The 19,242-nt window shown below is 56.8% G+C and carries 18 protein-coding genes; 12 read left to right on the top strand and 6 right to left on the bottom strand.

Going from position 1 to position 19,242, the window contains the following annotated elements; translation table 11 throughout:
- Nucleotides 1-24 precede the first annotated feature (24 nt).
- Both ACTJJ1_RS21095 and ACTJJ1_RS21090 read right to left on the bottom strand, forming a co-directional pair.
- Nucleotides 25-576, bottom strand: a complete 552-nt coding sequence (locus ACTJJ1_RS21095) for a fimbrial protein (protein WP_004951489.1) — start codon at nucleotides 574-576, stop codon at nucleotides 25-27.
- An 86-nt stretch (nucleotides 577-662) separates the two neighbouring features.
- Nucleotides 663-1,193 carry a fimbrial protein gene (locus ACTJJ1_RS21090; protein ID WP_004951488.1) on the bottom strand — a complete coding sequence of 177 codons (531 nt, stop codon included), beginning with the start codon at nucleotides 1,191-1,193 and terminating at the stop codon, nucleotides 663-665.
- Between the two features lie 764 nt (nucleotides 1,194-1,957).
- Here ACTJJ1_RS21090 and ACTJJ1_RS21085 point away from each other — a divergent pair.
- The 5 genes from ACTJJ1_RS21085 (at nucleotide 1,958) to fetB (ending at nucleotide 5,484) form a co-directional block, all read left to right on the top strand.
- On the top strand, nucleotides 1,958-2,371 hold the full coding sequence (locus ACTJJ1_RS21085) for a hypothetical protein (protein ID WP_122289964.1): 414 nt from the start codon (nucleotides 1,958-1,960) through the stop codon (nucleotides 2,369-2,371).
- 2 nt (nucleotides 2,372-2,373) lie between these two features.
- Complete coding sequence (locus tag ACTJJ1_RS21080; protein WP_440835141.1) at nucleotides 2,374-3,537, top strand: FKBP-type peptidyl-prolyl cis-trans isomerase N-terminal domain-containing protein; 1,164 nt, start codon at nucleotides 2,374-2,376, stop codon at nucleotides 3,535-3,537.
- Nucleotides 3,538-3,558: 21 nt separating this feature from the next.
- A complete protein-coding gene (locus tag ACTJJ1_RS21075; protein WP_020439943.1) occupies nucleotides 3,559-3,840 on the top strand; it encodes a FaeA/PapI family transcriptional regulator in 282 nt (93 codons plus the stop codon).
- Between the two features lie 206 nt (nucleotides 3,841-4,046).
- Complete coding sequence (gene fetA, locus ACTJJ1_RS21070) at nucleotides 4,047-4,724, top strand: iron efflux ABC transporter ATP-binding subunit FetA (protein ID WP_197929295.1); 678 nt, start codon at nucleotides 4,047-4,049, stop codon at nucleotides 4,722-4,724.
- Entirely contained in the window at nucleotides 4,711-5,484 is a 774-nt protein-coding gene (gene fetB, locus ACTJJ1_RS21065) for an iron efflux ABC transporter permease subunit FetB (protein ID WP_006328625.1), read from the top strand. The genes fetA and fetB overlap by 14 nt, the downstream gene beginning before the upstream one ends.
- Before the next feature lie 41 nt (nucleotides 5,485-5,525).
- On the opposite strand, the gene ACTJJ1_RS21060 is transcribed toward fetB, so the two are convergent.
- Nucleotides 5,526-6,362: a TIM barrel protein gene (locus ACTJJ1_RS21060; protein WP_202291003.1), complete on the bottom strand. Its 837-nt coding sequence runs from the start codon at nucleotides 6,360-6,362 to the stop codon at nucleotides 5,526-5,528.
- Nucleotides 6,363-6,393: 31 nt separating this feature from the next.
- Entirely contained in the window at nucleotides 6,394-7,836 is a 1,443-nt protein-coding gene (locus ACTJJ1_RS21055) for a sugar porter family MFS transporter (RefSeq protein ID WP_004951469.1), read from the bottom strand.
- A 558-nt stretch (nucleotides 7,837-8,394) separates the two neighbouring features.
- On the opposite strand from ACTJJ1_RS21055, the gene ACTJJ1_RS21050 reads away from it, so the two are divergent.
- Nucleotides 8,395-9,900, top strand: coding sequence for a CoA-acylating methylmalonate-semialdehyde dehydrogenase (locus ACTJJ1_RS21050; protein ID WP_004951467.1), 1,506 nt, complete (start codon nucleotides 8,395-8,397; stop codon nucleotides 9,898-9,900).
- A gap of 114 nt (nucleotides 9,901-10,014) precedes the next feature.
- The gene (gene iolB, locus ACTJJ1_RS21045) at nucleotides 10,015-10,836 is read left to right on the top strand and encodes a 5-deoxy-glucuronate isomerase (RefSeq protein ID WP_330764322.1); all 822 of its coding nucleotides are present in this window, start codon (nucleotides 10,015-10,017) and stop codon (nucleotides 10,834-10,836) included.
- A gap of 42 nt (nucleotides 10,837-10,878) precedes the next feature.
- Here the strand turns inward: iolB and ACTJJ1_RS21040 are convergent, their stop codons facing one another.
- Nucleotides 10,879-11,715: a MurR/RpiR family transcriptional regulator gene (locus ACTJJ1_RS21040; protein ID WP_004951463.1), complete on the bottom strand. Its 837-nt coding sequence runs from the start codon at nucleotides 11,713-11,715 to the stop codon at nucleotides 10,879-10,881.
- Nucleotides 11,716-11,912: 197 nt separating this feature from the next.
- Nucleotides 11,913-13,841: a bifunctional 5-dehydro-2-deoxygluconokinase/5-dehydro-2-deoxyphosphogluconate aldolase gene (locus ACTJJ1_RS21035; RefSeq protein ID WP_004951462.1), complete on the bottom strand. Its 1,929-nt coding sequence runs from the start codon at nucleotides 13,839-13,841 to the stop codon at nucleotides 11,913-11,915.
- A gap of 86 nt (nucleotides 13,842-13,927) precedes the next feature.
- On the opposite strand from ACTJJ1_RS21035, the gene ACTJJ1_RS21030 reads away from it, so the two are divergent.
- The 5 genes from ACTJJ1_RS21030 to iolE are packed head-to-tail and all read left to right on the top strand — an operon-like array spanning nucleotide 13,928 to nucleotide 19,202.
- On the top strand, nucleotides 13,928-14,275 hold the full coding sequence (locus ACTJJ1_RS21030) for a hypothetical protein (protein WP_440835136.1): 348 nt from the start codon (nucleotides 13,928-13,930) through the stop codon (nucleotides 14,273-14,275).
- 48 nt (nucleotides 14,276-14,323) lie between these two features.
- Nucleotides 14,324-16,264: a 3D-(3,5/4)-trihydroxycyclohexane-1,2-dione acylhydrolase (decyclizing) gene (gene iolD, locus ACTJJ1_RS21025; protein WP_004951460.1), complete on the top strand. Its 1,941-nt coding sequence runs from the start codon at nucleotides 14,324-14,326 to the stop codon at nucleotides 16,262-16,264.
- Between the two features lie 48 nt (nucleotides 16,265-16,312).
- Nucleotides 16,313-17,326 (top strand): Gfo/Idh/MocA family protein, encoded by a 1,014-nt coding sequence (locus ACTJJ1_RS21020; RefSeq protein WP_004951458.1) that lies wholly within the window; start codon nucleotides 16,313-16,315, stop codon nucleotides 17,324-17,326.
- Nucleotides 17,327-17,364: 38 nt separating this feature from the next.
- Entirely contained in the window at nucleotides 17,365-18,249 is an 885-nt protein-coding gene (locus ACTJJ1_RS21015; RefSeq protein ID WP_440835133.1) for a sugar phosphate isomerase/epimerase family protein, read from the top strand.
- A 56-nt stretch (nucleotides 18,250-18,305) separates the two neighbouring features.
- Nucleotides 18,306-19,202, top strand: a complete 897-nt coding sequence (gene iolE, locus ACTJJ1_RS21010; RefSeq protein WP_006328609.1) for a myo-inosose-2 dehydratase — start codon at nucleotides 18,306-18,308, stop codon at nucleotides 19,200-19,202.
- Nucleotides 19,203-19,242: the final 40 nt, after the last annotated feature.

The following is a 19,242-nucleotide window of genomic DNA, read 5'->3' as shown; positions in this document are numbered from 1 at the left end:
TGCCGGTACCCGCCTAACGCGGCGTTACAGATAAGACAGAGTGAATTTCGCCAACGAGCTGAATCCGCCGGCTCGGGCCTTATCAGGGTGAATGCGTAATCGGGCACCGAAGCGCAGCGTATTGTCGCCGGCGACGATCTGGTAATCCGCCGTGGTGGTGCCCAGCGGGATAGGGGTACCGGCTGCGGTCAGCAGTTCAATGGCCACGCCTTGCGCTTCGCCGTAAACGCCCAATAGCTCGGGATCCCGGCTGTCTGCGGTGCCGTCGAAGGTGACGGTAGCCGCGCGATAAATAAAGTCGGGCTTCACGACGCTTGCCAGTTCACAGTTCACCAGTTTGATCTCAAAGTTGCGGTGGCTGCCGATCAACGCCGGCTGTGCACCCAATGCCGCGTCGGTCATGGAGATCAGCCCGAAATCAATGGTTTGGTCGAGGCTTTCGCCGGCAATCCCACAGGGGGTCTCGACGATCTCGCCGCCCAGGCTGACCGTGCCGTGACCCTGATTTTTCGCCGTCGCCTCTGCGCTGCAAACGCTGAGCGCGATAAGCAGTGCGCCCCAAATTCGGGTTGTCATGCTGGCGTCTCCCTGTTGCCGTCTCTGTCTCGTTACCTAATCCGTACAGGTAAAAGCGGGGACGCCGAATGGCGCCCCCACGGGGATTACAGGTAAGCCAGGGTGAAGTTCGCCACGCTGGTGAATTCGCCTGGGACCACGGCGGCAGACGCGCTGCTGCCTTGCAGGTAAGCGGAGAATTTCAGGGAGTTGTTGCCGTCGTTCAGGCCCTGACCGTCGGTCGCGGTGCCCAGCTCAACGTCTTTGGAGTGCAGATTGTCATAAATCACGATGCCGGCACCGCTGGCGGAACCGCTCAGGGCCAACAGCTTGGCGTTGTCAGGGTCTGGCGTACCGGTGAAGGTCACTTTGACGTTTTTCATGGTGGTCAGCGCGCAGTCTTTCAGCTCAATGCTGAACGGCTGAGATTCGGACTTGCCTTGCTTAGCCAGCAAACGGCTGCTGATCTGGCCCATTGGCACTGTCTGATCGGTAGATTCCGGCGCTACGCTGCATGGCGCATCGATGATTTCACCGGTAAAAGTCACTTTACCGCTGCCCTGGTTAGATGCGGCGTGAGCAACAGATGCGGAAGCGAAAGCAATCATGGTTGCCAGCATTAATTTATTCAGTTTCATTTCTCAAGTTCCTGTAGAGAGTATTTAAATAAAAAGAAAAGCACATCTAAATCCCCCACGACGCCGGCAACATCATGTCGCCGGCCTCGAAGTTGGAGCCAGATCCTTTTGCTCTGGGCAATACGCCACCCTCCGTTATTTTCTCAGCAATAACGAAAGTTTTTGGAAGGCGTAAAAACGCATTCCATTAAAATGAAAATATGAATATCACCCTGGCGTCTTGGTGAGAATATTCTTGCAAATAATAGGCGTTGTTGGGAATAGCTTTTATTAAGTTAGGTCAAATACAGAATATAAAACCAAAAGGAAAAAGAAATATATATAATTGAAAATCAATAGATCGTATACAACTATTATTCAGAATAAATGACTATATAATTGGCGATGTGCGAGATTTTAGATCGCCAGATATGCCGTTGACACTACAATTCACAATATTGTTTTGATAATATCGCCATCAGACAGCAGATGATGAATTGCGGCCGTTAATCGGCGGTGAAAAGTTAACTCATTGTTTTAAAAGACAGGTAAAACGATATTGCTGGCTTGGAAGGCGGCTTTCAGACATAACGGCGGCGGTAATTTCTTTCGCGGCATTAACAAAAAAATAACAATATCGACGCGTGCCGGATTATTATCGGTACAGGCTGATATTGCGCGTTTTTTGTTATTTAACTCGTTCGGATTAATCCAAAACGGTGAGTTCTCGCTGGGCGCCGCGACATAATAATGACCTAAGTGATAATTAAGGGATGATAAACGGAATGATTACCATAATTAATGATTCAACTCGCCGATCCGCCGTCGCTTTGGCGGCGCTGATAATGACAGGTTTAATGTTGTCGGGCTGTGCGGGGAAGAATGGCGCGGGCGTTAGCGCCGTGAAAAAAGTCTCACAGAATAATCCTAATGAAAAGACTGATGAGCAGCGCATCGTACTTTGTCAGCAGCGGGTGAATTCACTTAAGAATATTAATCCACAAAGTTACCAGAAACGGATTGCTTATTTTAACGGACTGCTTGCCAACGCCTCCGGATATGCCGGTATTCGCAGTCATGTCGATGAAAGTACCCGTAAGGCTATAGACGCGCTTTATAAATATAAAACTGAAAAGTTCTGTGCCGACGTCGAGCATGAGCTGATGTCCGATCTGTCCAGCCGGGTGGAGAGCCTGTAGCCATGAAAAAGTGCGCGGAAGGAGCCGCAGCCTTTCTGTCGTTGCTGGTGGCAGGCAGCGTGTTGGCGGCGGGCAAAACGCCGGCCGATGACGGCATTCCCGCGTTGCTGAAATTTGCCGAGCAGCAGCAGGTGGCGGCCCCGGCCCCCTCAGTGGCAGAAAAGGCGCCGCCGGTTACCGTCAAACCCAAGCCCGGCACTGTGCCGCGAGGGGATACCGCCCGGCTGACGACGCTGAATCAGACCCTGCGTCAACAGGCCGAGGTGATTCAGCAGCAGGCCGAGACAGTTCGTCGGCTGGAGCGGCAACTGGCGATTCAAGCCGCCGAGCCGGTGGTCAGTGTGCCTGAGGTTGTCGATATCCGGCCGCTGGCGGCAGCGCTGAAGGGTATCCGACGGGCCATCGCGCCGCCGCCGGATCTGCTCGCCATGGCGGCATCGTTGGCGCGGCAACAACGGATAGTCGGAGAACAAAAACAACGGCTACAGCAGCTCGGCCGACAGTTGGCGCAGTTGCAACAGCCGCCGGCGCTGGTCAGCGATGCAGATAAACAGGCTTACGCCGCCGGAGTTTCGCTGGGGCGCGACATCCTGCAACTGCAGGAGCAAAACCGGCAACTGGGTATTGAAGCCGATCGGCCGCGTTTGCTGGCGGGCATCGCCGATACGCTGAACGGTCGGCTACGGTTGGACAACGCCGCCATCGACGGCGCGCTGCAAGCCGCAGACCGCGCTTTGCAGCAGGCTCATCGGCAACGGCAGCAGACCTTGCAGCAGGACGGTAAAGCCTATCTTGCCGATTTCGCCACACGGCCGGGGGTTCATAAGGACGCGCTCGGGTTCTATTACCGCGTGGATTACGCCGGCAGTGGGCGGATAGGTGCGGGCGACAACGTCAGCGTCGTGGTGCGTGAAAGCTTGCCCGACGGCACGGTGATTAAGGATATGGAGCCGGCCGGTACGACTATCACGCTACCGCTGGCGCAATACCCGCCGCTGTTTCGCGCAGCTATCGGCAAACTCGACAAGCACGGGTCCATTACTCTGGTAGTGCCACCGGAGCTGGCATATGGCGAGAAGGGCAGCCCACCCGCCATTCCGCCAGGGGCCACCATGATTTACGCCCTGCGCGTGGCCGACGTGCTGCCGCCGGATAAGGACAGGTAAAAGTAACCCCAGGAGGACGTGATGGCGAAGGCGCCGATAACCTATGAAATCAGGAAGTCGCATATGCTAAACGTGTTACGAAAACTGTGTATGGAACGCGCGGCGGGAACAGAGAGGCACCACCCGCCACCGCCGGAACAGTGGCCTAAAACAAGGGAGCTGGCAGACCAATGCGGCGAGAATATTTACACCACACGCACGCTGTTGTTGGCGTTGGAAAAAGAGGGAAAAGTTCGTTGTACCCACCGCAGCATCAATAATTCGTTACGCTGGTATATTTGTACGTCGTCCCAAAAAGCGTAATGCCTTTTCTGTCTGAAATGTTGGACTTTCTTTCACAGCGCATCATGATAAGGCTGAGGGATGACAATTCCCTCAGCCCTGTTGTTCGTCGCCGGGCGCACTGCCCTGATTGGGGATGAGCGAGCAGGCCGCCTGCTGCAACTTGAAATCCATAGGGTATACTTGCCGGCTGATTGAAACGCGTTTTATGGCGATGCGGATATATTATGAAGGAAAGCAAAGAAATACTTTTATTGGATGATATTCATTATCAAATAGACGATCAGGTTATTTTGGATTCCGTCTCTTTCGGCCTAAAACAGGGCGAATTCAAACTGATTACCGGGCCGTCCGGCTGCGGAAAAAGCACCTTGCTTAAAATTGTGTCTTCGCTGATCGATCCGACCCGCGGAAAAATTATCTTCGACGGTAAGCCCATCACCGATATGTCGCCGGAGGCATACCGTCAACAGGTCTCTTACTGCTTTCAGACTCCGGCGCTGTTTGGCGATACGGTCTATGACAATATTGCGCTGCCTTACCTGATCCGTAAGCAAAAACCGGACGAGCAAAAAATGAAAGCCGATCTGGCGCGTTTCGGGCTGGCGGAAAATAAGTTGAAAAAAAGCGTTAACGAATTATCGGGCGGGGAGAAGCAGCGTATTTCCTTGATCCGCAACCTGCAGTTTATGCCCAAGGTGCTGCTGTTGGACGAAATCACCAGTGCGCTGGATGAAGAAAATAAACGTAACGTCAACGAGATTATTCATCAGCTGGTATCGCAACATGGCGTAGCGGCGTTGTGGGTCACGCACGATAAAGATGAAATCAAACATGCGGACGATGTGATTACCCTGAGCGCCCACGGCGCACGGGCACAGGAGAAAACCGATGAACCAGCATAATATCACCAATGAATCTTTAGGGTTGTCGATGATACTGGTGGTTATCGCTATTTTGATCAGCCATAAAGAAAAGCTGGCGCTGGAAAAAGACATTATCTGGAGTATTTGCCGCGCGGTAGTGCAGCTGATTATTGTCGGCTACGTGCTGAAATACATTTTTGACGTGAACAACGCCATTCTGACGGTGTTGATGGTGCTGTTTATTTGTTTTAACGCCGCTTATAACGCGCAAAAGCGCAGTAAATATATTGAGCATGCGTTTATTACCTCATTTATCGCCATTACCACGGGCGCGGTACTGACGCTGGTGGTGTTGGTGCTGACCGGTTCGATAGAGTTTACGCCGATGCAGGTGATCCCGATTTCCGGCATGATCGCCGGCAATGCCATGGTGGCGGTTGGGCTGTGTTACAACAATCTGGGGCAGCGTTTCAAAGGCGATCAACAGAAGATTCAGGAGATGCTCAGTTTGGGCGCGTCGCCGAAGTTTGCCTCGACGGCGTTGATCCGCGACAGCATTCGCGCGTCGTTGATTCCGACGGTCGATTCCGCCAAAACCGTCGGGCTGGTCAGCCTGCCGGGCATGATGTCCGGTTTGATCTTCGCGGGCATTGATCCGGTCAAGGCGATCAAGTACCAGATCATGGTCACCTTTATGCTGCTTTCCACCGCCAGCCTGTCGACCATTATTGCCTGCTATCTGGCCTACCGTAAGTTCTATAACGCCCGCCATCAGCTGGTGGTCAGCAAACTGAAGTAGCGTTGAAAAAACGGCCTCCGAAGAGGCCGTTATGCTCTCTGCTACCCTTGCAGCAGGGCGATGCTCTGGCGGATTTCACGTTCTATATCCGCCTCTGACCAGCTATCCAGTTGCGAAGAGAACGGCTCGAAGGCGTAAATGCCGGTATAACCTAGGCGCTCCAGATTCTGCACCTGCTTTTTGCTTTCCAGCCGATCTTGGTCGCTCAGCATGATGCGTTCTTCGTCGCTGAGCGCGCTTTTGCTTAGCGGGTCTTCCACCCCGGAAAGGTGCACCAGGCCAATGCCATCGATGTTAATCTGCGCATCAAACTCGGGCTGCGCCACCTCGCTTAAATAATGGTGGAAGGTATCCAGCACGATTTTGTAGGGCGCGCCGGAATCCCCGATCAGCGACTGCGTCAGCAGCGACGAGCGCAGTGAACTGATGCCGAAGCCCAGCGGTTCGACATAGCCCTGCACGCCGTATTGTTTAAACAGCGGGGCCAGCAGCTTCAGGGCCGCCAACGTATCCGTCTTTTTCTGCTCTTCGCTGCGGCGATCGTCCGCGCTGCAATGCGGGCACAGTACCAGCGCCTTGCTATGGATGGCCTGGGCTTGCGACAGCAGCGCCTCGGCGTTTTTCAGCAGTGCGCGCTCGTCGTCCAGCAGGTTAAACCTGCCAAGGGCGTTGATAGTGATGATCTCGATGCCGTATTTTGCCGCCAGCGCATTGAGTTGCTCATTGCTCAGGCTGTCGGTCACCTTGCCGCTCGGCATATCGTTGCGCAGCTCAACTTTGCTGAGCCCGCACTTTTTCACCAGACGGAAAAAGGACTCCAAATCGAGATTCGGCGCGATCTTGCGGTTGATGCAAAAACGCTCTGGCGCAATGGTCATGATGCATTACTCCTGAAGGGGTTGAGAAAGCTTAGGGCTTGCCGTCTTGCAACGGCACCGGCTGTGTTTCGGATAAGGGCAGGCGATAGCGTTTCGCCATCACCACGTCTTCCATTTTCTCGAGGGAGACGCCCCGGGTTTCCGGGATATAACGGCTGACAAACCAGTAACTGAACAGGCAGCACGCCGCGAAAATCCACATCGGGAAGGCGCCGTGGAACTGGGAGAACAGATACGGATTGTCGTTGATCATCGGGAAGGTTTGCGAAACCACAAAATTGGCCAGCCACATGCAGCCGACGGCGATGCTCATGCCCTGCGACCGCATGCGGTTGGGGAAAATCTCCGACACCAGCACCCAGGCGCCGACGCCCCAGGACAACGCGTAAAACACCATGAAGAACAGCATGCCGAACAGCGCGAAATAGCCGGTAGCCTCGGTATACAGCGCATAAGAGGTGATCAGCAGCCCGGCGATGACCCCCAGCGTGCCCCAGCGCATCAACGGGATACGGCCCATGCGATCCATCAGCATGGCGCCAATCACCGAGCCGACCAACTGCATCACGCCAATCCAGATGGTCTGGAACAGCGCTTCCTGCGCATTCTCGGTGACGGTTTTCAGCACCACCGGCGCGTAATACATCATGACGTTAACGCCGGTGACCTGTTGCAGCATGGCGATCATGCAGCCGACAAACAGAATGAAACGCACGCGCTTGTCGGCGTAGCTGAGTTTTTGCTTGCTGGATTGTTGATCCTGCCGTATCGAGTCCTTGATCTCCCTCAGTACGTTTTTGGCATGCTCGGCGTTAGAGACGCGGGTCAGCATTGCCAGCGCCTGATCGTCACGGCCGACCATCACGCTCCAGCGCGGGGATTCCGGAATGATGAACACCAGAATGCAAAACAGGATGCAGGGAAGCACGCCGGAGGCGAACATCCAGCGCCAGCCCATCTCCACCAGCCAGGCTTCGCTGGCGATGCTGGCAATCTTGAAATTAACGTAAAAGATCACGATCTGGCCGAACACGATGGCGAATTGCTGCATGCTGAGTGCGCGGCCGCGCATGTCTTTCGGTGACACTTCAGACATGTACATCGGTGAGACGGTGGCGGCGATACCCACAGCCAGCCCGCCGATAATGCGGTAAATGACGAACCAGGTGAAGGTCGGTGCCAACGAGGAACCTATGGCCGAGACGGTGAACAACAACGCCGCCAGCATCAGGGCCTTCTTGCGGCCATAACGCCCCGCCAGCGGCCCGGCGGCAAAGGCGCCAACCACGCAGCCGATCACCACGTTGGATACCGCCCAGCCGGTTTCGGCCGGGCTGAGGTCGAAATAGGTTTTCAGGGATTCGATCGCGCCGGAGATCACGGCGGTATCGTAGCCGAACAGCAGGCCGCCCAGAGCGGCGACCCCGCAAATTTTCATGATGTAGCCGGTATTGCGCTTACGCTGATATGACATTTATTGCTCCGATTTTTATCCTGGCTTCTGCCCGCATGTTGCGTGGTAGGTAAAGGGGGGCAGAAGAGTGAACCGTGCCTGTCATCAAGGCGGTGATATTTGTGCAGTTCTTCCTTAAACAAGAACATTTATTTCATAATTAGTGAATAATGAAATATTGATTTTTAGATCCAGTTCAAAAAAAACCGCAAACGGACAGCCGACGTTGCCGAAAGATTTACGTGCGCCCGGCGCCGTTGCGTTGACCGACTGCCGCTATTTTTCTGTATAAAAGTCAGTGGTCATTGCCGCCCACCGCCGGGCAAGCCGGTGGCGCGTTTTTTTACCGCGATGCAATGACCCTGTATGACGACAGGGTAAAATTGCGACCTTCCGCACTAAAAACAAAATTTCTAAAATAATTTATTTGAAACTTTTTTTTCAATGAAATAGAGTTTGCTTTATCCGGTCAGGATTTAGCCTGCTTGCGGGCATGAGCTGGCAGTGTGATTCAAACGCCACGGCGTGCGGCAGCCCCGCATGCGGCCAGGCGACAGCGGACTTAAAAGAGGGTGAGACATGAAAACCGTGGGTAACTTTATTGGCGGGCAGGAGTGCCTGAGCAGCAGCAATCAAACCGTCGACGTGCATAACCCGGCTACCGGGCAGGTTGAACGTCGCGTCACGCAGAGCACCGCCGCCGAGGTGAAACAGGCCATCGATGTCGCCCATCAGGCGTTTACCGATTGGTCGCGCACCACGCCGCTGCGCCGTGCGCGCATCATGTTCAATTTTAAGGCGCTGCTGGAACAGCATCGCGAAGAACTGGCGCAGCTTATCGTCAGTGAACACGGCAAAGTCTATTCCGATGCGCTGGGCGAACTGACCCGCGGCCTGGAAGTGGTCGAGTTTGCCTGCGGCATTCCGCATTTGATCAAAGGCGAATATTCGCCGGACGTCGGCAGCGGTGTCGACAGCTTCTCGCTGATGCAGCCGCTGGGCGTGGTGGCGGGCATCACCCCGTTCAACTTCCCGGCGATGGTGCCGATGTGGATGTTCCCTATCGCGATCGCCTGCGGCAATACCTTCGTCCTCAAGCCGCCGGCGCTGGTGCCTTCGGCCTCGGTGCGGCTGGCGGAGCTGCTGAAAGAGGCCGGCCTGCCGGACGGCGTATTCAACGTGGTTCATTGTTCTAATGAAAACGCCGCCCAGCTGTGCACCGATCCGCACATTCAGGCGGTGAGTTTTGTCGGCTCGTCGGCGGTGGCGGAACACATCTACACGACCGCCAGCGCCCACGGCAAGCGGGTACAAGCCTTTGGCGCAGCGAAAAATCAGGCCATCATCATGCCGGACGCCGATCTGGACGCGACCGTAAATGCCCTGATGGGCGGCGCGTTCGGTTCTGCCGGCGAGCGTTGCATGGCACTGCCGGTGGCGGTGGTGGTGGGTGACGACACGGCCGACAAGCTGATCGCCAAGCTGAAACCGCTGATTGCCCAGTTGCGCGTTGGCCCAGGGATTCAGCAGGGCGGCGAAGAAAACGAAATGGGACCGCTGGTGTCTTCGGCGCACCAGAAGAAAGTTTTGGGTTATATCGATCTGGGTGTGGAAGAGGGCGCAACGCTGGTGGCCGACGGCCGCAACTATCAGGTAGCGGGCTACCCGGAGGGCTATTACGTTGGCGGCACTCTGTTTGACCACGTGACCTCCGACATGCGCATCTATCGTGAAGAGATCTTCGGGCCGGTGCTGGGCATTGTCCGCGTACCGGATTACCAAACCGCCATCAACACGGTGAACAGCCATGAGTTTGGCAATGGCAGCGCCATTTTCACCAGTAACGGCCACTATGCGCGCCAGTTCGTGCAGGAAGTGCAGGCCGGCATGGTGGGGGTTAACGTGCCGGTGCCGGTCCCGATGGCGTTTCACAGCTTCGGCGGTTGGAAGCGCTCGGTGTTCGGCGCCCTGAACGTGCACGGCACCGACGGCGTGCGTTTCTACACCCGCATGAAAACCGCCACAGCGCGCTGGCCGACCGGGCAGCAGACGGTGTCGGAATACAGCATGCCGACGCTGGGCTAATCCCCGTACCGACAGACCAGGGCCGTTACTTCATTGGAGTGACGGCCGCTGCATTTGTAACGCTATAGGTTAAACGCTATAGGTTAAACGCTATAGGTTAACAGGAGAATAATCATGTCCTCATTGCTCGCCAAATGTCAGCAGCCGAACGCCGAGGGTCGCATCCAGCACGTCACCCCAGAGAATGCCGACTGGCGCTTTGTCGGGTTCGATGTCTATCGCCTCGAAGCCGGCCAGACGCTGCAATTGGAAAGCGGCGATAAAGAGCTGTGCCTGGTGCTGGTCGCCGGCATTGCCTCCGTCGCCACCCTGCGGGCGGAATATCCGCATATCGGCAAACGCATGAGCCCGTTTGAGCGCACGCCGCCTTATGCGGTCTACGTGCCGCATCACGACAAGATTACCGTGCGGGCGGAAAGCGATTTGGAGCTGGCGGTGTGCAGCGCACCGGGCAAAGGGCATCTGCCGTCGCGCCTGATTACGCCGGCGGATGTGGGCGTCGAGCGGCGCGGCAAGGGGCGCAATCAGCGTTTGGTGCACAACATTCTGCCGGACAGCGAACCCGCCGACAGCCTGCTGGTGGTGGAGGTGTACACCGATGAAGGCAATACCAGTTCATACCCCAGCCACAAGCACGACCAGGAGGATTCGCCGGATGAAACCTATCTGGAAGAAACCTACTATCACCGCATTCAGCCTGAACAGGGCTTTTGTCTGCAGCGAGTCTATACCGACGATCGCGAACTCGATGAGTGCATGCCGGTGTATAACCGTGACGTGGTCAAAGTGCCGCGCGGTTACCACCCGGTGGCGACGCTGGCCGGTTACGACAGCTACTATCTCAACGTGATGGCCGGGCCGGTGCGGCTGTGGAAATTCACCTGGGAAAAAGACCACGCCTGGATTAACAGCGACGGTTATCCGGCGGCGAAATAAGCGTTATCAGGCCCGGCATGCCGGGCCTGATGTTATTCAGCGTTATTCGTCTTTGGCATTATTCAGCGCCAAGGATACCGCCAGGGTTTGCGCCAGACACATTGAGGCGACCTGCGAGCGGAAACCGTCCACCTGCGCTTCGCGCACCACAAAGCACACGTCGCTGAAGGCGGCCAGCGGGCTGACCTGGCTGTCGGTGATGGCGATCTGTTGCGCGCCGCGTTTGGCACCCAGTTCCACCAGCTCCAGCGCTTCTTGCGCATACGGCGAGTAGCTGATGGCAATCACCACGTCTTTGGGTTTCACCATGCTCAATTGCTCGGTGAACATGCCGCCCAACCCGTCGATCAGGAACGCCCGGCGTTCAAGGTGGCGCAACGCATAGGTAAGGTAGGAGGCGACGCTGAAAGAACGGCGCAGGCCAATCACGTAGATGTTCTCGGCGTTGTTCAGCAGTTCAACGGCACGGTCCAACTGCTCTGAGCTGGTTTGCATCGCCAACTGTTGCAGCGCCTGAGCGTTGACCATGGTGAACACGTTGAGAATTTCCGCCGGTTTTTCCGGTGCGACGTTGCCGTCGGTCGAGGTCTGGCGAAACAGGCGGGCGCGTTCGGTGTAGTTGACCGTTTCTTCCATCAGGTGCTGGCGAAAAACCTGTTTCATTTCGTTGAAACCGCTAAAGCCAAACGCGTTGGCGAAGCGGATCAGCGTGGAAGGCGGGACGCTGGCCTGGGCGGCAATGGAGGCAACGGTATCGAAAGCAATGCTGTTACTGTTATCCAAAATGTAACGCGCCACCTGTTTCAAGCGCTTGCTTAGCGTTTCATAACGGTGGCGAATCTCGTCCTGTAACAGCGAAAGTTGAGTTGGGTTGTTCATCCATTCGGCTCGCAGTGGGGGCTAAGGCGTATCGGCCTGACGCCTGAGTTGTTGACAGGCCATTCTAACAGATGGAGCGGAAATTTCATTTCATCTAAAAGCGATTTATTCGATTGCAAGTTGCGTTACTTCACAGAAAATCGGCAAAAAAATCCCCTTAAAGCGGCGAAAATCGCTGTAAGGGGAGCCTTTGTCGATTAATTTGCGTCGTGGCCGGGGCGATATTGGCGCCAGAAACCGATCAGCGTCAGGTATTTTTGTTTCACCTGTTCGATTAAGCCGGCGTCATCCAGTTCGCCCTGCAACCAGCGGCGTGAGGGCTGGCCGAAAATGGTGCGGCCAACGGCAAATCCTTTCACCCAAGGTGCATCGGCAGCGGCGGCGAAGCCGGCCTTCAGCGTTTCCTCCGGGGAATCCAGCCCCAGGATCAATACGCCACGGCAGAAGGGATCGTTAGCCTCGATCAACGCGCCGACCTGCCGCCAGTTCTCGGCACTCAGCGGCGGCAGTTTCCACCAGTCCGGCTTCACGCCCAACCGGTAGAAATGTTGCAGCATGTCCAGATAGTAGCGCTCGTCTTTGTCGGCGTTGCTTTCCGGCAAAATCACCTCGAGCAGCAGCTCGTGGCCCGATTTACAGCAGCCGCGATAGACGTCGCCGATCAGTTCATCCTGTTCGCGGCGCAGTTCTGCGGCGTCATGCGGATGGTAAAACACCAGGCATTTCACTACGTGTTCCTGCGGCCAGTCGATCAGTTGCGAGCCGATATTGCCGTGCTCCAGCCGCAGCGGGCGCGAGCTGGGCAGCTCGACCGGCCGGCCAATCCACCAGCCCTGGCCGGTGATTTCGTTCAGCGCCGCCTGGCCGTAAGTGGTGTCGGCCAGAATGCCGCTGTTGCCCTGCAGCCCGGCATCTTCTGCGGCCCGTTGCGCCGCCGCCAGCAGCAGGGTTTTCAATTGGGGGATACGTTCTTCACTGACGTTGGCTTCGCGCGCCATATCCGCCAGTTGCTTGCGGTGATCGAAGGCGAACACGCACAGTTCGGGCCACTGTTTTTTGCGGGTCGTTACCCGATGCAGATGGTTGAGCCGCGGGTCGCGGTCCGGGCGTTTCACTTCCCGTTCGCGTTGCAAATAGTCATCCAGCTCCAGTTTGGTGGGCATCGCCGGTGCGCAACCGTGGCGCGAAACCACCAGCGCACCGCAGGCGTTGGCATAGCGGCAGGCCTGATCCCAGCCTTCATCGTTCAGGTAACCGCGCAGCAGGCCGGACATAAAGGCATCGCCGGCGCCCAGCACGTTCAGTACCTCGACCCGTACGCCGGAATGCAGTTTGACCTGCTGCCAGTCGGCGGCGATCTCGCCTTCGAAGACCGAACAGCCCTGCGCTCCTCGTTTGCAGACCAGCGTGGCCTGGGTAGCTTTGCGTACATTGCTCAGCGCGGTCAGCGTGTCGGTGCTGCCGCCGGCAATGTGAAACTCTTCTTCGGTACCGACGATTAAATCAAAGTGGTGCAGCACTTCTTGCAGTTCGCGGGTCACCTTCTCGGATTCGACAAAGCGGGTTTCACCGTCGCCCAACGAGGTCAGGCCCCACAATACCGGGCGGTAGTCGATATCCAGCGCGGTACGCAGGCCGTGGCGGCGGGCGTACTCCAGCGCCTTCAGCACCGCAGCGCGGGTGTTCGGGTGCGACAAATGGGTACCGGTAATGGCCAGCGCGCGTGACGACGCAATATAGGATTCGTCGATATCGTCCGGCGTCAGAGCCATGTCGGCGCAATTTTCACGGTAGAAAATCAGCGGGAAGGTTTCCTGATCCTTGATACCGAGGATCACCAGGCCGGTCAGGCGCTCTGGGTCGACGATCAGGCTCCGGGTGTCGGCGCCGACGCGTTGCAGCTCTTCGCGCAGGAAGCGGCCCATATGCTCGTCGCCGACGCGGGCCAGCATGCCGGACTTCAACCCCTGAATGGCGGTGCCGTAGGCTACGTTGCCGGAAGAGCCGCCGAGATACTTGGAGAATGTGCTGGCATCTTCCAGGCGTGCGCCGATCTGTTGTGCATAGAAATCGACGGCGATACGCCCGAGACAAATGACATCAAGTTGTTTTTCTTGTGTAGCCATACCCGTTTCCTTCTGTATTAAGCCAAACCCCGACTGCGAAGCATATTTTGGAGTATGAGGAATAAAAATTTCAATTTCAAGATTGAATGAAATTTACACCCCAAAAATGTGATGCATTTAAAAGCGTGATGAAAGCGGGGATGCAGGGGGCAAAAACCGCGCTCTGCCTGAGAGGAAAACGTGCTGCAACGGGTGTTGATGCTTGCGCGTTACAGGCCGATGGCACCGGGTGCACAGGCGGGTTTGACGCGGTTGGGATGGGGCCGCGCCGACGGGAAAGGGCGGCTAAGTCGGTGAATTCTAAAGGCATGGATGAAATGGGGTTTTCATCATTATGCGATCTTTATCGCAAAATGAAATGTTTCTTCTGTAATGTGATTTTATGGAAAATATATTTGTTTATAATCGCTTCACGTTTCACGTTGTCGGTTTAGTGAGCGGCACCGCTGGAAAGCCATAGGCATAATGTAGAGGGTGGAGAAATGGGCAAGATCAGATTAACCATGGCACAGGCGCTCGTCAGGTTCCTCGACAACCAGTATCTGCTGGTCGACGGCGTGGAAACCAAATTCGTAAAGGGCATCTTTGCGATTTTCGGTCACGGCAACGTCCTTGGCCTGGGGCAGGCGCTGGAACAAGACAGCGGCGAATTGGTGGTGCACCAGGGGCGCAATGAGCAGGGCATGGCCCATGCGGCGACTGGTTTCGCCAAGCAGAAGCTGCGTCAGCAGATTTACGCCTGCACCTCTTCCGTCGGCCCCGGTGCCGCCAATATGATCACCGCCGCCGCGACAGCTACCGCCAACCGCATTCCTTTATTGCTGCTGCCGGGCGACGTCTATGCATCGCGCCAGCCGGACCCGGTGTTGCAGCAGATCGAACAGTCCTACGATCTCAGCATCAGCACCAATGACGCTTTCCGCGCGGTCAGCAAATACTGGGATCGCATCGTGCGGCCGGAACAGCTGATGAGCGCCTGCATCAACGCGATGCGCGTGCTGACCGATCCGGCGGAAACCGGCGCGGTCACGCTGTGCCTGCCGCAGGACGTACAGGGCGAAGCCTATGACTACCCGGACTACTTTTTCCAAAAGCGCGTACATCGGCTCGATCGCCGCCCGGCGACCGAAGGCATGCTGGCGGATGCGCTGGCGCTGTTGACCGCCAAACGCAAACCGCTGCTGGTGTGCGGCGGCGGGGTGAAATATTCGCAGGCCGGGCAGGCGCTGCGCGAGTTTGCCGAACGTTTCCACATTCCGTTTGTGGAAACTCAGGCCGGTAAAGGCACCGTGCCTTCCAGCCATCCGTTTAACCTGGGCGGTATCGGCGAAACCGGCTGTCTGGCGGCCAATACGCTGGCCAAACAGGCCGACCTGGTGATTGGCGTAGGCACCCGTTACACCGACTTCACCACGTCGTCAAAATGGCTGTTCCAGCATTCGGATGTCGATTTCCTCAATATTAACGTCAGCGGTTTTGACGCCGGCAAACTCGACGGCGTACAGGTGCTGGCCGATGCCCGTGCGGCACTGGTCGCCTTGAGCGCCCTGCTGGCGCAATCCGATTACCGTGCCGGCTGGGGCGATGCCATTGCCGAGGCGCGCAGCGCGCAGCAGCAGGAAACCGCCCGCGTTTATGCGGTGGAATACAGCGGCGAAGGCTTTGTGCCGGAAATTGACGATCATCTCGATCGCGACCGTGTCTTCGCCGAATTTATCGAACAGACCGACTCGCTGCTGACCCAAAGCCGGGTGCTGGGCGTGTTGAATCAACACCTGCCGCAGGACAGCGTGATCGTCGCCGCCGCCGGCAGCCTGCCGGGCGATTTGCAGCGCGTGTGGCACAACCACGGCGAGCACGGTTATCACGTGGAATACGGCTATTCGTGCATGGGCTACGAGGTTAACGCGGCGTTGGGGGTCAAGCTGGCCGAACCGCAGCGCGAGGTGTATGCGATGGTCGGTGACGGCGCCTTTATGATGCTGCATTCCGAACTGGTCACCTCGATCCAGGAAGGCTGCAAAATCAACGTGGTGCTGTTCGACAACATGACCAACGGCTGTATCAACAACCTGCAGATGGAACACGGTATGGACAGCTACACCACCGAATTCCGCTTCCGCAACCCGCAGGGCGGCAAACTCGACGGCAACTTTGTGCCGGTCAATTTTGCCATGCTGGCGGCGGCCTACGGCTGCAAAACCTACAGCGTCACCACCGAACAACAACTGATCGACGCGCTGGCCGATGCCCGCCTGCAGAAAGTCTCCACCCTGCTGGACATCAAAGTGCTGCCAAAAACCATGGTGCACAAGTATCTCAGTTGGTGGCGCGTGGGCGGCGCCCAGGTTGCCGACAGCGAAAAAATTGTCGCCGTGGCCCGCAAGCTGCAGGAAAACATCGATAAGGCCCGCGATTACTGATTACCCAGACCTGGCGTCTGCCGCAACTATTTGAAGAGGATAACGAAGATGACATTGAACATTGGGGTTATTGGCACCGGCGCAATCGGTCGGGATCATATTCGCCGTTGCAGCAAAGTGTTGCAGGGCAGCCGCATCGTGGCGGTCAACGACATCAATCGCGACAACGCCGCCAAGGTTGTGAGCGATCTGAAGCTGGACGCGAAGGTGTATGACAACGGCCATGACCTGATCAAGGCGGCGGACGTGCAGGCGGTGCTGGTCACCTCCTGGGGCCCGAGCCACGAAGAATTTGTGCTGGCGGCCATCGCAGCCGGCAAGCCGGTGTTCTGCGAGAAGCCGCTGGCGGTCACTGCACAGGGCTGTAAAAACATCGTCGAAGCCGAAGCGAAGCACGGCAAACGCCTGGTGCAGGTGGGCTTTATGCGCCCTTACGATCGCGGCTACCGCGCGTTAAAACAGGTGCTGACCAGCGGCCAGATCGGCGAGCCGCTGATGCTGCACTGCGCGCACCGCAACCCGACCGTCGGAGAGGCCTATACCACCGATATGGCGATTACCGACACCTTGATTCACGAGATCGACGTGCTGCGCTGGCTGCTGGATGATGACTATGTCTCGGTGCAGGTGGTATTCCCGCGTAAAAGCCCCAAGGCGTTCCCGCACCTGAAAGATCCGCAGATTGTGCTGTTTGAAACCGCCAAGGGTACGCGCATTGACGTCGAAATCTTCGTTAACTGCCAGTACGGCTATGACATCCAGTGTGAAGTGGTGGGGGAAACCGGCATCGCCAAACTGCCGGAGCCTTCGTCGGTGCAGATGCGCAGCGGCGCCAAACTCTCTACCGAGATCCTGACCGACTGGAAAGACCGCTTTATCGACGCTTATGACGTTGAGCTGCAAGGCTTTATCAACGACGTGCTGGCCGGGAAACTGACCGGGCCTTCCGCCTGGGACGGCTATGCGGCCTCTGTGACTGCCGATGCCTGCGTGGCCGCGCAGCTCAGCGGCGAGATTGTGCCGGTGACCCTGCCGCCGCGCCCGGCATTCTACAACCACTAATGGGCTGACCGCCGTACCCACGTTTAAGAGGAATGACCATGAAGATCGCTTTTGATGTTGATGTCATCAGGGACCTGGGCATCACCAAAATGGTTCAGCAGGTAGCGGACTGGGGCTATCGGTATATCGAACAGTCGCCGCACCCGCAGATCAATCCGTTCTATAAGCATCCGAAAGCCGGCCGCGAGGTGATGGCGGAATACAAGAACGCGCTGAAAGCGACCGGCGTGGAGATATCCTCGTTTATTGTGGTGTACCGCTGGTCCGGCCCGGGCGAAGATCGCCGCCAGGCGGCGGTCAAAAACTGGCGCCGGATGATAGAGATTGCGGTGGAAATGGGCGTGCAGGTGATCAACACCGAGCTGGCCGGCAACCCTAATGAGCCGGAAATTTGCGAGGAGCTTTGGTATCGCTCAATGGAGGAGCTGCTGCCGATCATTGAGCGCGAAGGCATTCGCATGGAGATCCAGTCTCATCCGTGGGATTTCTGCGAACTGAGCAACGAAACCGCCGACATGGTGAAATCGCTGCGCAGCGACCACGTCAAGTACCTCTACAGCGTGCCGCACAGTTTCTATTACGACAAAGGCCAGGGTGACGTGGCTGGCATGCTGAAATATGCCGGCGACGATCTTTCCCACGTGCTGATCGCCGACACCATGAACCACACCAAACACTGCCGCTATATCGTCAACCCGCCGGGGGTGGACGCTGCCGTGCACCAGCACGTGGGTATTGGCGAAGGCGAGGTGGATTTCGACGCCCTGTTCCAGGCCCTGCGCGATATGGAGTTCGCCAACCGCAACTTTAAGGTCGGTGGCGAATCGATCATCTGCACTTCGCTGTTCGGCTACCCGGAAAAAATGAAAAGCCAGGCAGTGGCGACCAGAGAGCGCATCGAGAAAGAGCTGCTGGGCAAATAACCTTTTCGGCGCGTCGGCTAATTCCGTTGGCGCGCATCCGATTATTGAGGCTGAACATGAACAAAGACAACGTGAAACTGGCCATCGCGCCGATCGGCTGGACCAATGACGATATGCCCGAACTGGGCAAAGAGAACACTTTCCAGCAGTGCGTCAGTGAAATGGCGCTGGCCGGTTTCACCGGCAGCGAAGTCGGGAGCAAGTACCCGCGCGATCCGGCGGTATTGAAGCCGATGCTGGATATTCGCGGTATCCAGATCTGCAACGCCTGGTTCAGTACCTTTTTTGCCGACGGTCAGAAAGAAAAAACCATCGATGAATTTATCAACCATATGAATTTCCTGCATGCGATGGGCGCCAGGGTGATCGGCTGTTCCGAGCAGAGCAAGAGCATCCAGGGCACCACCAAAGGGGTGTTCGAAGAGAAGCCGTATTTCAGCGACGAAGAGTGGCAGCGTGTGGCCGATGGCTACAATGAGCTGGCGAAAATTGCCGCCGACAAGGGGATGCAGGTTTGTCTGCACCACCACATGGGCACCGGCATCCAGACTACCGCAGAGATTGACCGCTACATGAGCATGGTGAATGACGATGTCTATCTGCTGTTTGATACCGGCCACGCTTACTACTCGGAAGGCAGCCAGCAGGCGATGATGGCGATACTGGAAAAGTATCTGCCGCGCATTAACCATGTGCATTTGAAAGACGTGCGTGACGAGGTGGTGGCGGAAGTGAAGGCCAATAAGCTGAGCTTCCTCGACGGCGTGAAGAAGGGCACTTTCACCGTGCCGGGTGATGGTGTGATCGACTTCCGTCCGGTGTTTAAACTGCTGGATGAGCGGGGCTACAAGGGCTGGATGGTGGTGGAGGCCGAACAGGATCCGGCGCTGGCCAACCCGTTTGAATATGCGGTGAAGGCGCGCCGTTATATCAAGGAGACCGCCGGCATTTAATCGAGCCGGGATTTGCCAGGGGCGCCTGAGCCATCAGAGC

Source organism: Serratia sp. 22264 (assembly GCF_052045345.1).
In the GTDB taxonomy this organism is placed as follows: Bacteria; Pseudomonadota; Gammaproteobacteria; order Enterobacterales; family Enterobacteriaceae; genus Serratia; species Serratia plymuthica.
This window is presented reverse-complemented; position numbering and strand designations above follow the sequence as displayed.

Coding starts and splice junctions, on each gene's coding strand:
- ACTJJ1_RS21095 (WP_004951489.1), bottom strand. CDS start 576: ATGACAACCCGAATTTGGGGCGCACTGCTTATCGCGCTCAGCGTTTGC.
- ACTJJ1_RS21090 (WP_004951488.1), bottom strand. CDS start 1,193: ATGAAACTGAATAAATTAATGCTGGCAACCATGATTGCTTTCGCTTCC.
- ACTJJ1_RS21085 (WP_122289964.1), top strand. CDS start 1,958: ATGATTACCATAATTAATGATTCAACTCGCCGATCCGCCGTCGCTTTG.
- ACTJJ1_RS21080 (WP_440835141.1), top strand. CDS start 2,374: ATGAAAAAGTGCGCGGAAGGAGCCGCAGCCTTTCTGTCGTTGCTGGTG.
- ACTJJ1_RS21075 (WP_020439943.1), top strand. CDS start 3,559: ATGGCGAAGGCGCCGATAACCTATGAAATCAGGAAGTCGCATATGCTA.
- fetA (WP_197929295.1), top strand. CDS start 4,047: ATGAAGGAAAGCAAAGAAATACTTTTATTGGATGATATTCATTATCAA.
- fetB (WP_006328625.1), top strand. CDS start 4,711: ATGAACCAGCATAATATCACCAATGAATCTTTAGGGTTGTCGATGATA.
- ACTJJ1_RS21060 (WP_202291003.1), bottom strand. CDS start 6,362: ATGACCATTGCGCCAGAGCGTTTTTGCATCAACCGCAAGATCGCGCCG.
- ACTJJ1_RS21055 (WP_004951469.1), bottom strand. CDS start 7,836: ATGTCATATCAGCGTAAGCGCAATACCGGCTACATCATGAAAATTTGC.
- ACTJJ1_RS21050 (WP_004951467.1), top strand. CDS start 8,395: ATGAAAACCGTGGGTAACTTTATTGGCGGGCAGGAGTGCCTGAGCAGC.
- iolB (WP_330764322.1), top strand. CDS start 10,015: ATGTCCTCATTGCTCGCCAAATGTCAGCAGCCGAACGCCGAGGGTCGC.
- ACTJJ1_RS21040 (WP_004951463.1), bottom strand. CDS start 11,715: ATGAACAACCCAACTCAACTTTCGCTGTTACAGGACGAGATTCGCCAC.
- ACTJJ1_RS21035 (WP_004951462.1), bottom strand. CDS start 13,841: ATGGCTACACAAGAAAAACAACTTGATGTCATTTGTCTCGGGCGTATC.
- ACTJJ1_RS21030 (WP_440835136.1), top strand. CDS start 13,928: ATGAAATTTACACCCCAAAAATGTGATGCATTTAAAAGCGTGATGAAA.
- iolD (WP_004951460.1), top strand. CDS start 14,324: ATGGGCAAGATCAGATTAACCATGGCACAGGCGCTCGTCAGGTTCCTC.
- ACTJJ1_RS21020 (WP_004951458.1), top strand. CDS start 16,313: ATGACATTGAACATTGGGGTTATTGGCACCGGCGCAATCGGTCGGGAT.
- ACTJJ1_RS21015 (WP_440835133.1), top strand. CDS start 17,365: ATGAAGATCGCTTTTGATGTTGATGTCATCAGGGACCTGGGCATCACC.
- iolE (WP_006328609.1), top strand. CDS start 18,306: ATGAACAAAGACAACGTGAAACTGGCCATCGCGCCGATCGGCTGGACC.